The sequence below is a fragment of the Streptomyces sp. NBC_01451 genome, from assembly GCF_036227485.1.
Taxonomy (GTDB): domain Bacteria; phylum Actinomycetota; class Actinomycetes; order Streptomycetales; family Streptomycetaceae; genus Streptomyces.
The window spans coordinates 2,972,581-2,986,057 of record NZ_CP109479.1; the positions used below are offsets into that span (position 1 = coordinate 2,972,581).

Annotated in this window: 8 protein-coding genes; 3 read left to right on the plus strand and 5 right to left on the minus strand. The window is 71.4% G+C overall.

Annotation, left to right across the window (positions count from 1 at the left end):
- Positions 1-127: 127 nt before the first annotated feature.
- Positions 128-3,511 (minus strand): ATP-dependent helicase, encoded by a 3,384-nt coding sequence (locus OG595_RS12600; RefSeq protein WP_329271204.1) that lies wholly within the window; start codon positions 3,509-3,511, stop codon positions 128-130.
- 252 nt (positions 3,512-3,763) lie between these two features.
- Positions 3,764-4,135 (minus strand): MGMT family protein, encoded by a 372-nt coding sequence (locus tag OG595_RS12605; protein ID WP_329271206.1) that lies wholly within the window; start codon positions 4,133-4,135, stop codon positions 3,764-3,766.
- A gap of 176 nt (positions 4,136-4,311) precedes the next feature.
- On the opposite strand from OG595_RS12605, the gene OG595_RS12610 reads away from it, so the two are divergent.
- From OG595_RS12610 to OG595_RS12620, 3 genes are all read left to right on the plus strand, one after another.
- Positions 4,312-7,047, plus strand: a complete 2,736-nt coding sequence (locus OG595_RS12610) for a lysylphosphatidylglycerol synthase transmembrane domain-containing protein (protein ID WP_329271208.1) — start codon at positions 4,312-4,314, stop codon at positions 7,045-7,047.
- A gap of 97 nt (positions 7,048-7,144) precedes the next feature.
- A complete protein-coding gene (locus OG595_RS12615) occupies positions 7,145-8,695 on the plus strand; it encodes an alpha/beta hydrolase (protein WP_329271211.1) in 1,551 nt (516 codons plus the stop codon).
- Positions 8,696-8,809: 114 nt separating this feature from the next.
- A complete protein-coding gene (locus OG595_RS12620; RefSeq protein WP_329271213.1) occupies positions 8,810-10,354 on the plus strand; it encodes an alpha/beta hydrolase in 1,545 nt (514 codons plus the stop codon).
- A gap of 107 nt (positions 10,355-10,461) precedes the next feature.
- Here the strand turns inward: OG595_RS12620 and moeZ are convergent, their stop codons facing one another.
- The 3 genes from moeZ to OG595_RS12635 form a co-directional block, all read right to left on the minus strand.
- Positions 10,462-11,640: an adenylyltransferase/sulfurtransferase MoeZ gene (gene moeZ / locus OG595_RS12625; protein WP_329271215.1), complete on the minus strand. Its 1,179-nt coding sequence runs from the start codon at positions 11,638-11,640 to the stop codon at positions 10,462-10,464.
- A 63-nt stretch (positions 11,641-11,703) separates the two neighbouring features.
- On the minus strand, positions 11,704-12,453 hold the full coding sequence (locus tag OG595_RS12630; RefSeq protein WP_329271217.1) for a spherulation-specific family 4 protein: 750 nt from the start codon (positions 12,451-12,453) through the stop codon (positions 11,704-11,706).
- A complete protein-coding gene (locus tag OG595_RS12635) occupies positions 12,441-13,400 on the minus strand; it encodes an NAD-dependent epimerase/dehydratase family protein (RefSeq protein ID WP_329271220.1) in 960 nt (319 codons plus the stop codon). The genes OG595_RS12630 and OG595_RS12635 overlap by 13 nt, the downstream gene beginning before the upstream one ends.
- Positions 13,401-13,477 lie beyond the last annotated feature (77 nt).

A 13,477-nucleotide genomic window follows, 5' to 3' on the forward strand; every position in this document is an offset into this window, starting at 1 on the left:
GGCTAGCGGCGGCCACTGACAGTGGAGGCCAGGTTCGCCGTCCGGGGCGGCGGAAGCGCAGGTCGGCACGGTGGGTGCCGTACATCACTCCTGGCCGGGCGTCACCCTCGTACAGGTCCGGCGGGTGTCACTCGACGACGTGCCGGCCTTCCGGGCGGGCGCTGCACGAGGCCCGGAAGGAGCAGTGCGCGCAGTGCTGGCCGGCGGTCGGGGTGAACCGTTCGTCGAGCACCTTGCCGGCGGCGGTGGCCAGCAGATCGCCGACCCACTCCCCCTCCCCTCCTGTCCCTGTCCCTTCCTCAAGGGGTGGCTGCGCCTGCACCTTGGGCAGTGTCTCGCCGCCGTCCTTCTTGGCGGCGCCCTGGCGCAACTGGACGAGTTCGGCGCCGCCCGGTTCGGGGCGCACCCCGTCGAAGGCTTCGTCGACGGCGCCTTCGCGGACGGCGAGCTGGTAGACGGCGAGCTGAGGGTGACGGGCCACCTCGGCTGCGGTGGGCGTCTGTTTGCCGGTCTTGAAGTCGACCACGTAGGCGCGGCCCTCGCCGTCGGTCTCGACGCGGTCCATGGAACCGCGGATGCGGACCTCGTAGTCGCCGGCTCCGAGGGTCACGTCGAAGTCGTGCTCGCTGGCCACGGGGGTGCGGCCGGTGCGGCCGGAGGCGACATGCCACGTCAGGAAGCGTTCGAGCGCCACACGCGCGTGCTCCTTCTCCTGCGTCGACTTCCAGGGCGCGTCGAAGGCGAGCGCGTTCCACACGGAGTCGAGGCGTTCCATGAGGACGGCGAGGTCGGCGGGGGTGTGTCCGGAGGCGACCTCGTCGGCGAGGACGTGCACCACGTTGCCGAAGCCCTGGGCGGCGGTCGCGGGGGCGTCGGCCTTCACCTCGCGGCCCAGGAACCACTGCAGGGCGCAGGTGTTGGCGAGTTGGTCGAGAGCGCTGCCGGAGAGCACGACGGGCTGGTCGCGGTCGCGCAGCGGGACCTTGCTCTCGGTCGGCTCGTACATCCCCCACCAGCGGTAGGGGTGGGCCGACGGTACGAGTGGGCGGCTCTCCTCGTCGGTGAGCGCGGCGAGCCGGGCCAGGCGGCGGGCGGCGGCCTCTCTCAGGGAGGCGGACACACGCGGGTCGACCGTTGTCGCGCGCAGTTCGGCGACGAGGGCGGCAACGGAGAGGGGGCGGCGCGGGCGGCCCGTCACGTCCTTGGGTTCGACGCCGAGTTCGGTGACGAAGCGGGACGGCTGGTCACCGTCGTCGGCGGGGGCCTTCACCGCGGTGACGACCAGGCGTTCCCGCGCGCGCGTGGCGGCCACGTAGAACAGCCGCCGTTCCTCGGCGAGCAGTGCGCCCGGTGTGAGCGGTTCGGCGAGGCCGTCGCGGCCGATGCGGTCGGCCTCCAGGAGGGAGCCGCGGCGGCGCAGGTCGGGCCACAGACCCTCCTGGACGCCGGCGACGACCACGAGGCGCCACTGGAGGCCCTTGGAGCGGTGAGCGGTCATCAGGCGTACGGCGTCGGGGCGTACGGCACGGCGGGTGAGGGTGTCGGCGGCGATGTCCTCGGCGTCGATCTCCTCCAGGAAGTTGAGTGCGCCACGGCCGCCGGTGCGCTCCTCCGCGCGCGCGGCGGTCGCGAACAGCGCGCACACGGCGTCGAGATCGCGGTCGGCGTTGCGTCCGGCGGCGCCGCCGCGCCGGGCGGCCCGCGCAAGCCGTCCTGGCCAGGGTGTGCCGTTCCACAGGTCCCAGAGGGCTTCCTCCGCCGTGCCGCCGTCCGCGAGGCGCTCACGTGCCTTGCCGAGCAGCGCGCCGAGGCGCTGTGCACCGCGCGCGTACGCCGGGTCGTGGACGACCAGGCGTTCCGGTTCGGCCAGCGCGCGGGCCAGGAGTTCGTCCGAGGGCGGTGGTACGGGGTTGCCCGCGGTCCGCTCCTCCTCGCGCAGGGCGCGGCCGAGGCGGCGCAGGTCGGCGGCGTCCATGCCGGCGAGGGGCGAGGTGAGGAGGGTCAGGGCTGTTTCGGTACCGAGCCAGGCGGTGGCTCCCGGCAGGGCGGCCTCGGGGTCTTCGCTCTCGCCGGCAGCTGCCCCTTCGACGTCCGTCTCCGCCTGCCCCGCGCCCGACTCGGCCGCAGTCGCCACCGCCCGGAGCGCCGTCAGGAGCGGTGCCACCGACGGTTCGTGGCGCAGGGGCAGGTCGTCGCCGTCGATGTCCAGGGGGACCCCGGCGGACGTGAGGGCGCGCCGGACCGTCGGGATCGTACGGCCGCCGGCACGCACCAGGACGGCCATCTCGCTCCAGGGGACACCGTCCTCCAGGTGTGCGCGACGGAGGATGTCGGCGATGTTCTCCAGCTCCGTACCGGACGTCGGGTAGGTGCAGACCTCGACGCGGCCTCCGTCGCGGACCGGGGCGATTCCGCGGTGGGCGCGGACCTTCTCGGCCGGGAGGCGGCTCAGGGGCATGCGCTGGGTGAGGAGGCGGGTGGCGGTCAGCGGGACGGCGGCGGAGCGTCGGGACGTCCTGAGGACCTCGACCGGGGCGGGGCGGCCGTCCGCGCGCGGGAAGACGTCCGGGAAGTCCAGGATGCCGTTGACGTCCGCGCCACGGAACGCGTAGATCGACTGGTCGGGGTCGCCGAGGGCGACGAGTGTCCGTCCGCCCCCGGCGAGCGCGTCCAGCAGCCGTACCTGGGCCGGGTCGGTGTCCTGGTACTCGTCCACGTAGACGGCGTCGTAGCGGGCGGCGAGCTGCCCGGCGGTGTCGGGGCGGCTCGCGAGGAGGACGGCGCGGTGCACGAGTTCCGCGTAGTCGAGCACTCCTTGCATGTCGAGCACGTCGAGGTACTCGGCGAGGAAGGCGGCGGCGGCGCGCCAGTCGGGGCGGCCGATGCGCCGGGCGAAGGCGTCCAGGGCGTCCGGGCCGAGGCCCAGTTCGCGGCTGCGGGCGAGGACCGCGCGGACCTCGTCGGCGAAGCCGCGGGTGGTGAGGCAGGCGCGCAGTTCGTCCGGCCAGCGCACATGGGCGAGGCCGAGGCGCTCCAGGTCTGGCTGGCCGGCGAGCAGCTCGCGTACGGCCACGTCCTGTTCGGGGCCGGAGAGCAGCCGCAGGGGTTCCACGAACAGGTCGCTGTCCTGGTGGGCGCGGACCAGGGCGTAGCAGAAGGAGTGAAAGGTGGTCGCGCGGGGAGCGCGGGCGGCTCCGATGCGCAGTGCCATGCGGTCGCGCAGTTCGACGGCCGCCTTGCGGCTGAACGTCAGCACGAGGATCCGCTCGGGGTCCCCGCCGCGGGCGATCCGGGCCGCCACGGATTCGACGAGGGTGGTGGTTTTCCCGGTACCCGGACCTGCGAGGACGAGCAGTGGGCCCCGTGTGTGGTCAACCACCGCGCGCTGTGCGGCGTCCAGATGAGGGGGATCCTGCCGCGTGGGCGGGGTGCGCACCAGCCGGTAAGCGCCACGGTTCCCCTGTCGACCCTGGGGGTGCGACAGGCGCCTGGTGGAGGAAGAGGAGCTCACGTGGTTCGCCGGTCCTGGTGGGTGTGCTGGTTGGCTGACCGCGTGGAGGACGGTGGCCGGGAAGTGAGGGGGGTGGGTGCAGCAGACGGTACGCCGACGGGTGGTTCGGAAGCAGGCCTTCCGCTTGTTCCCTTCCGCCCCGAGCGTCACCCGGGCCCCTCGCCCCACGAACGTACGCCATGGCACGGACGTGCCCGGTTTACCCCGTACGGGCCACAGGGCCCCCTGATGCCCGCCCGATGGCGGAAGCTGTCAGGTGTGACCATCCGCCCGCTCGCCGTCCCACCGCGCCCGTCTCATGTCGAGGCGCGGCAGATGCCCCTCGGCGGCCCTGCTCGCCTCTTTCAGGGGCGTGCCCTCCGCGCGGTAGTGGCCGAGGGCCTCCAGTTCGTGGCCGGGGAGCAGGACGCCGTCCGCCCGGACGACACGCCACCACGGAACAGCACCTCCGTAGAGGGCCATCACCCGCCCGACCTGGCGCGGTCCGCCCTCCTCCAGCCACTCGGCGACATCGCCGTACGTCATGACACGCCCGGGCGGGATCATTTCCGCGGCCTCCAGGGCACGCTCGGCGTATTCCGGCAGGGCGTCCGCCGGACGGCTCTCGTTGCTCATCCGGCCCATCCTGCCCCACCCCACCGACAATGTGACGAGACGGCGACCCTGGGTATTCCTCGCCCCGGAGCGGCGCTTGCGGCAGACTGTGCGCCCCCGCATTGCACCCTGATGCCCCTGTGTGTCAGTGGGGCATGCCACCATCGTGCGGGCGGTGACCGGTGATACGAGACCAAGAAGAGACCATGAAGCAGCAGGGCGTGCACCCCGAAGGCACGGAGGACACCTCTGAGGTCTCGTCGCGTCCCGGTGCGGACGGCACCGGCCACGAGCACGAGCGGACACCGGGCGGACCGGCCGTCGACTGCGCCGACGAAGACGCCCACGTCGAGGAGGTCGAGGGCGACGAACCGCTGCTCCCCGCGCGCGTGCACCGCCCCTCCGATCTCATGCGGCTCCTGGCCGGCGTCTTCGCGATCGTCGTCCTGCTCGCCATCGCCGCGTTCGCGCACGGCACCACGTCCGGGCTCGAACAGGACATCAACAAGGGCACCGGCCAGGCACCCGATCTGCTGATCAAGATCGCGGGACTGGCGTCGAGCATCGCGATCCTCCTGGTGCCGGTCGCCTTCGCGATCGAACGGCTGATCAAGCGGGACGGGCTGCGCATCGCCGACGGTGTGCTCGCGGCCGTCCTCGCGCACGGGGTGACCCTCGCCACCGACCTGTGGGTCGCCAAGGCCGCCCCGGACTCCATCCAGGAGGCGCTGACCCAGCCCTCCCCCGGCGACATCCACGCGCTCACCGACCCGGTGCACGGCTATCTCGCCCCGGTCATCGCGTACATGACGGCCGTCGGCATGTCCCGGCGGCCCCGCTGGCGCGCCGTGCTGTGGGTGGTGCTGATGCTCGACGCCTTCTCGATGCTGGTCACCGGCTACACGACACCGTTCTCGATCATCCTGACAGTGCTGATCGGCTGGTCGGTGGCGTACGGAACCCTGTACGCGGTCGGCTCGCCGAACGTGCGTCCCACCGGGCGCAACCTGATGGCGGGCCTGCGGCACGTCGGCTTCCACCCGGTGAGCGCGGCCCGTGAGGAGGTGCCGGAGGCCACGGACAGCGGTGACCGCGGCCGGCGCTACTTCGTCACCCTGGAGGACGGTCCCCCGCTGGACGTCACCGTGGTCGACCGCGAGCAGCAGGCGCAGGGTTTCTTCTACCGCATGTGGCGCAACATCACACTGCGCGGTCTGGCCACCCGCAGCAGCCTCCAGTCGCTGCGCCAGGCACTGGAACAGGAGGCTCTCCTCGCGTACGCGGCGATCGCCGCCGGAGCCAACGCGCCCAAGCTCATCGCGACCTCGGAGCTCGGCCCCGACGCCGTCATGCTCGTCTACGAGCACACCGGGGGTCGCACGCTCGACTCGCTGGAGGACGAGGAGATCACCGACGAGCTGCTGCGCAACACCTGGCACCAGGTGAAGGCGCTTCAGTCGCGGCGCATCGCGCATCGCAGGCTCGTCGCCGACGCCATTCTGGTGGATCGTTCCGGCAAGGTGATCCTCACCGACCTCCGGGTCGGCGAGATCGCGGCCGGCGACCTGCTGCTGCGCATGGACATCGCCCAGCTGGTGTCGACACTGGGTCTGCGCGTGGGTGCCGAACGCGCGGTGACGTCCGCGGTCGGAGTGCTCGGCCCGGACGCCGTGGCGGACTGTCTGCCGATGCTCCAGCCCATCGCGCTGTCGCGCTCCACACGCGGGACGCTGCGCAGACTCGCCCGCGAGCGCGCCCAGCGTCAGCGCGAGGCGGTCCTGGAGGCGTCCCAGCTGGCCAAACAGGCCCGGCTTGAGGCGGCCCATCCCGACCCCGGGCCAGTCGCGCTGGAGAAGTCCGGCAAGAAGGCCGTGCGGGCGGAACAGCGGGCCGAGAAGCGGGCCATCGACGAGGCTCTGGAGGGTGCCCGCGAGGAGGATCTGCTCGCCCAGATCCGCCACCAGGTGCTGCTGATCAGACCGCAGGCACCGGTCGAACCGGCCCGGCTGGAACGGGTGAGACCGCGCACCCTGATCAGTTTCATCGCGGGCGCGTTCGGCGCGTACTTCCTGCTCTCCCAGCTCACCCACATCGAGTTCGCCACCCTGTTCGACGAAGCCGAGTGGGGCTGGGTCATCGCGGCCGTGCTGTTCTCGGCGCTGAGTTACTTCGCCGCGGCGATGAGTCTGCTCGGTTTCGTCCCCGAACGGGTGCCGTTCATGCGGACCGTGGCCGCGCAGGTCGCCGGGTCGTTCGTGAAGATCGTGGCGCCGGCGGCGGTCGGCGGTGTGGCCCTCAACACACGTTTCCTGCAACGCGCGGGAGTACGTCCGGGGCTCGCGGTGGCCAGTGTCGGCGCGTCGCAGCTGTTCGGGCTCGGCTGCCACATCCTGATGCTGCTGTCGTTCGGCTATCTGACGGGCACCGAGAAGACGCCGTCGCTGTCACCGTCCCGGACGGTCATCGCGGGCCTGCTGACCGTCGCGGTGCTCGTCCTCGTGGTGACCTCGGTGCCGTTCCTGCGGAAGTTCGTCGTCACGCGCGTGAGGTCGCTGTTCGCCGGTGTCGTACCGCGCATGCTGGACGTTCTCCAGCGGCCCCAGAAGCTGGTCACCGGTATCGGCGGCATGCTGCTGCTGACCGCGTGCTTCGTGATGTGCCTGGACGCGTCGATCCGGGCGTTCGGCGACGAGTCGACCTCGCTCAGCCTCGCCAGCGTCGCCGTCGTCTTCCTCGCCGGCAACGCGCTCGGCTCCGCGGCTCCGACCCCCGGTGGTGTGGGCGCGGTCGAGGCGACCCTGACGGTCGGTCTGATCGCCGTCGGTCTCCCCAAGGAGGTCGCGGCCCCCGCCGTGCTGCTCTACCGGCTGCTCACCCTCTGGATCCCGGTGCTGCCGGGCTGGCTGTTCTTCAACCACCTGACCCGGAAGGGCTCCCTCTGAGAGTGCGGCCTCGCGCCGGTGCTCCCCGGGGCGTGCGCGGTACCTCGTACGGCTCGCGCCCCGAGCGCCCCACCGGGTGCGACCGCAGGATGGGGGCATGCCCAACCCCTTCCGGCCGCGTGCCGCTGCTCTGACGGCCACCGCACTCCTGCTGACGTCGCTCATGGCGGGGTGCAGCGACGATTCCGGCCCCACGGACGAGGATCCGTCGGCCCAGAAGCTGAGCTGGAAGGACTGCCCGGCGCCGTCCGGATCGGAGGGCGGCGGCGAGGCCCCGTCCCCGCTGCCGGGCGGCGGCGCCTGGCAGTGCGCCACCATGAAGGCCCCGCTGGACTGGGCCGAACCGAAGGGCGAGACCATCGGACTCGCGCTGATCCGGGCGAAGGCCGACGGCGACGCGGACAAGCGCATCGGATCCCTGATCTTCAACTTCGGCGGGCCCGGCGGCTCCGGAGTCACCACGCTTCCCGCGTTCGGCACGGACTACACGAGCCTGCGCACGCGCTACGACCTGGTGAGTTTCGACCCGCGCGGGGTCGGCCGCAGCGCCGGTGTGCGGTGCGAGGACGACGAACAGCTCGACGCGTACTTCCAGCAGGACGCGACGCCCGACAATGCCGCCGAACGATCCGAACTGCTGGACAACACCAGGAAGTTCAACGCGGCCTGCGAGAAGAACTCCAAGAGGGTGCTCCCGCATGTCCGTACCACCGACGCGGCCCGGGACCTGGATCTGATGCGCCAGGTCCTCGGCGACGACAAGCTGTACTACTTCGGCATCTCGTACGGCACCGAACTCGGCGGCGTCTACGCCCACCTGTTCCCCAAGAGGGTGGGCCGTGCCGTCTTCGACGCGGTCGTCGACCCCACCCAGACACCTGAACAGGGCTCCCTCGGGCAGGCCAAGGGCTTCCAGCTCGCGCTCGGCAACTTCGCCGAGGACTGCACCTCCAAGACCGAGGACTGCCCGGTGGGCGACACCGCACAAGATGTCGAGGACCGGATCGCCAAGCTCCTCAAGGACCTCGACGCGAAGCCGATCCCGGGCCTCTTCCCGCGCGAACTGACCCAGAGCGCGGCGGCCAACGGCATCGCGCAGGCGCTGTATTCCCAGGACTTCTGGCCGTACCTCACCGAGGGACTCGAACGGGCGTACGACGGTGACGGCAAGGTCCTGATGCTGCTGTCCGACTCGATGAACGGGCGCAACCAGAACGGCGAGTACAGCAACATCACCGCGGCGAACATCGCCATCAACTGCTCCGACCAGAAGCAGCGTTACACCGTCGCGGACGTCGAGGCGAGGCTGCCCGGGTTCCGCGCCGCCTCTCCCCTGTTCGGCGACTTCCTGGTCTGGTCGATGGTCAGCTGCACCGACTGGGCCGTGCGGGGCGCCGCCGGGCACCCCGACGTCAGCGCGACCGGTTCGGCGCCGATCCTCGTCATCGGCAACACCGGCGACCCGGCCACGCCGTACGAGGGCGCGCGGAAAATGGTGGGTGCGCTGGGTGAGGGTGTGGGCGTCGAGCTGACGTACAAGGGGCAGGGGCACGGCGCGTACGACAGCGGGAACCGTTGCGTGCGCACGGCGGTGAACGGCTACCTGCTGACCGGGAAGGTACCGGCGAAGGGCACCGTATGCTCCTGAAAGACCAGGTCAGAACGTTATCCACAGGCTGATACGGCCTCGGCGTGATCCGCCTAATATGGCCGGACCGCCATCCGCTGGTCCGGGCGGACGGCTCGCAGGGGGGAAGTGCGCATGTCTCGTTTCGTACGCTGGACGGCCGCTGCCGCCGCCGTGCTGCTGGTGGCCGGCTGCAGCGACAGCACGTCCGACAGCGGTGACGGCAAGGGGTCCGCCGCCACGCCCTCGCCGCCGGCCTCCTCGTCCCGGGCCTCGCCGGGGCTGCCCGCCTCGCTGACCTCGCAGAAGCTCGACTGGGGCCGCTGCGAGGGCACGTCCGACTCCCCCACACCCGGCAGCGACTGGCAGTGCGCGACGCTCAAGGTGCCGCTGGACTACGCGAAGCCGGGTGGCGAGACCATCGGCCTGGCGCTCATCCGCGCCAAGGCCACCGGAGGCAACCGCATCGGGTCCCTCCTGTTCAACTTCGGCGGACCGGGCCAGTCGGGCATCTCCGTGATGCCCTCCTACGCCGGGACGGTCTCCGCGCTCCGCGAACGCTACGACCTGGTGAGCTGGGACCCGCGCGGGGTCGGGGCCAGCGAGGGCGTGCGCTGCCGCGGCGACAAGGAGATCCAGGCCGCCGAGTCGGTGGACCCGACGCCGGACGACCCGGCCGAGGAGCAGGCGTACTTCCAGGACGCGGCGAGCTTCGGGAAGGGCTGTGAGAAGTCCGCCGGAAAGCTCCTCGCCCATGTCTCGACGACCGACTCCGCCCGCGACATGGACCTGATGCGCCAGGTCCTCGGCGACACGAAGACGCACTACTTCGGCATCTCCTACGGCACCGAACTCGGCGGCGTCTACGCCCACCTGTTCCCGAAGAACGTGGGGCGGCTGGTCCTCGACGCCGTCGTCGACCCGAGCGCCGACATGGTGGGACACGCGAAGAACCAGGCCCGGGGCTTTCAGCGCGCCCTCGACGACTACCTGAAGTCGACGGGCCAGGACCCGGACCAGGGCTCGCGGAAGATCTCTGCGCTGCTGAAGCGGATCGACGCCGAGCCGCTGCCCACCTCCTCCGGGCGGAAGCTCACCCAGGGCCTGGCCGTCACCGGCCTCGTCCTGCCGCTGTACAGCAAGCAGAGCTGGCCGGCACTCACCAGCGCCCTGGACACGGCCGAGGAGGGCGACGGATCGGACCTGCTGGCGCTCTCGGACAGCTACAACGACCGCGACGCGTCAGGTCACTACGGCACGACGACACATGCCCAACGGGTCATATCGTGCTTGGACGACAAGCAGCGGCCGACCGCGGCGCAGACCAGGAAGCTGCTGCCCGAATTCCGCAGGATCTCGCCCGTGTTCGGGGAGTTCATGGGCTGGGACACGGCCGGCTGGTGCCACGACTGGCCGGTGGCCGGCCAGTACGACACACCGGAGGTCGGCGCGCCCGGCGCGGCACCCGTCCTGGTGGTCGGCAACACCAGGGACCCGGCGACGCCGTACGAGGGCACGCGCAAGATGGCGGACGAGCTGGGCAAGGGCGTGGGCGTGGTGCTGACGTGGAAGGGCGAGGGGCACGGGGCGTACGGCAGTGGGAGCGAGTGTGTCGACTCCACGGTGGACGCGTATCTGCTGGACGGGACGGTGCCGCCGGACGGCAAGGTCTGTTCATGACGGCGGCGGTGGCCCCGGGCACCTGTGGTGCGCGAGACCCCCGCCGACCGAGCAGAGGGAACGGGCCGAACCGGAGTAACGGGACAACCGGTGTGATGGACCGCGGGTCAGTAGACCGGCTTGTGCGGCTCGATCTGGTTGACCCAGCCGATCACACCGCCGCCGACGTGGACCGCGTCCGCGAAACCGGCGGACTTCAGGACCGCGAGAACCTCCGCACTGCGGACACCCGTCTTGCAGTGCAGGACGATCTTCTTGTCCTGCGGGAGTGTCGCCAGGGCGGTGCCCATGAGGAACTCGTTCTTCGGGATCAGCTTGGCGCCGGGGATCGAGACGATCTCGTACTCGTTGATCTCGCGGACGTCGATGATCTCGATGTTCTCGCCGTCGTCGATCCACTCCTTGAGCTGCTTGGGAGTGATCGTCGAGCCGGCCGCCGCCTGCTGGGCCTCCTCGGACACGACGCCGCAGAAGGCCTCGTAGTCGATGAGCTCGGTGACGGTCGGGTTCTCGCCGCAGACCGCGCAGTCCGGGTCCTTGCGGACCTTGACCTGGCGGTACTGCATCTCCAGAGCGTCGTAGATCATCAGACGGCCGACGAGGGGCTCGCCGATGCCCGCGAGGAGCTTGATGGCCTCGTTGACCTGAATGGATCCGATGGACGCGCACAGCACGCCCAGGACGCCGCCCTCGGCGCAGGAGGGAACCATGCCGGGCGGCGGGGGCTCCGGGTAGAGGCAGCGGTAGCAGGGGCCGTGCTCGGACCAGAAGACGGAGGCCTGGCCGTCGAAGCGGTAGATCGAACCCCACACGTACGGCTTGTTCAGCAGCACGCACGCGTCGTTGACCAGGTAGCGGGTCGCGAAGTTGTCCGTGCCGTCGACGATCAGGTCGTACTGACCGAAGATCTCCATCACGTTCTCGGCTTCGAGCCGCTCTTCGTGAAGGACCACGTTGACGTACGGGTTGATGCCCAGCACCGAGTCACGGGCGGACTGGGCCTTGGAGCGGCCGATGTCCGCCTGGCTGTGGATGATCTGGCGCTGCAGGTTCGACTCGTCGACCTCGTCGAACTCCACGATGCCGAGCGTGCCCACGCCCGCCGCGGCCAGGTACATCAGCGCCGGCGAGCCCAGGCCGCCGGCGCCCACACAGAGCACCTTGGCGTTCTTCAGCCGCTTCTGCCCGTCCATCCCCACATCGGGGATGATCAGGTGGCGGGAGTACCTGCGGACCTCGTCTACGGTGAGCTCGCCAGCGGGCTCGACCAGGGGTGGCAGCGACACGGGGACTCCGTTGGTCGGTCAATCACTACAGTTGTTCTCCCCGTAACACTGCCACGCCCTTCTTCATTCCGAGACACCCGTTCCGAGGCGCGAGACAATGTCGTCCCAGTAGCCGGGCATGGTCTCCCAGGGGTCCGCGCGGCCACCGCGTGCCGTGCGGTCGGTGAAGTAGATCGTGGCGGCGCCCTGCCAGCGGGCGACGCGCAGCGCCTCTTCGAGATGGCCGAGCGGCAGTCCGTGCACGAAGTGGCAGAAGCGCTCGGGCGGATGGTCGGCGGTCCACTCGGCCACCTGCGACCAGCGGTAGTCGCTCCAGTGCCCGGAGAACGTGACGAGTTGGTCGGCGTGCTCGGCATAGTCGGGATGCGGATGGGTGCCGTGGCCCAGGACGATGTGCGCGTCACCGTCCGCCGCGCGGATCGTGCCGACCGTGCGGCGGATCTCCGGGAGCGCGGTGCGGTCGGTCGGGCATCGGTCCAGGAGGAAGCCGTCGGCCTTGTACCAGTCGCGGTACCGCTGTGCCTCGGCGGCCAACTCACCGTGTGCGCGGGCCCCGTGGGCCGTGTCGAGGTGGCCGAGGACGCGGACACCCGCGTTGCGCAGGCGGCCGACGGCCTCCAGGCAGTGCGGATCGGGGCGGCTGCCCGGGCCGTCGGCGACATTGAGGACGACCCAGTGCAGGGGCGTGCCCGGGCGGGTCAGTTCAGCCCACTCGGCCGGGGCGACGAGCGGGTGCGCGAAGCCCGGGATACCGAAGCCTGTGCGTACGCCGGTGCTCGCGGTGCCCGCCCTGGCACTGGTCAGATGCGGCATGCCGCCTCCATCCAGATGTCCGCCAGCGACTCCTCCAGGTTGATCCTGGGCCGCCAGCCGAGCCGGTCGCGTGCGGTGCGTACGTCGGCCTGCTGCCAGCTGCCGCAGCCGTCCGGGTACGGGTACGCGACCGGGGCGGCGTGGTCCGGGTCGGTGCGGGGGTGGCCGATGGACGCCCTCAGCGGACCGGGCGGGCCGTCGAGTTCGTGCAGCGCGCCGCCGTACCCGGCCACGCGGGCGAGGACGGAGGCGGCGTCGCGCAGGCGCACCGCGCGGCCGGAGCCGATGTTGATGACACCCTGCGCGGCCGAGAGCGAGGCCGCGTGCACGGCCCGAGCCACGTCGCGTACGTCGATGAAGTCGCGCTGCGCGCCCAGGCCGCCGAGCTTGAGCTCGCCGTCGCCGGACTGCATCGCGCGGCGCATAGCCTCGGCGAGACGGCCGAGCGGGGAGCCGGCGGGTGTGCCGGGCCCGGCCGGCGAGAAGACGCGCAGGACGACGGCGTCGAGGCCGGAGCCGAGGACCAGTTCGGTGGCGGCGAGCTTGCTGACGCCGTACGGGCCGCCGGGGCGGGGTACAGCGTCCTCAGCCGTGGAGGAACCGGGCTGGCTGGGGCCGTACTCGGCGCCGCAGCCGAGCTGGACCAGACGGGCGCCGCAGCCGCTGCGCCTGAGGGCCTCGCAGACGGTGGCGACGGCGACGGTGTTGTGGCGGGTGAGTTCGCGGGCCCCGCCGCGGGTGGCGCCCGCACAGTTGACGACGACTCCGGGGTGGACGGCGTCGAGGAAGCGGGTGAGTGCGCCGGGGCTGCCGGACGCGAGGTCGAATCGGACGTCGGCGTCGTCGCCGCGGCCGAGGACGGTGAGCTGCACGGCCGGGTCGGCGAGCAGCCGGTCGGCGACGAAGCGGCCGAGATAGCCGTTGGCTCCGATCAGCAGAACCCTCATCGGACGGCTCCCTCGGCGGACTCTCCGGCTCCGGGTCGGGAGGTGATCATCGGTGTACTCCTTCGGGGGTTGCGGGT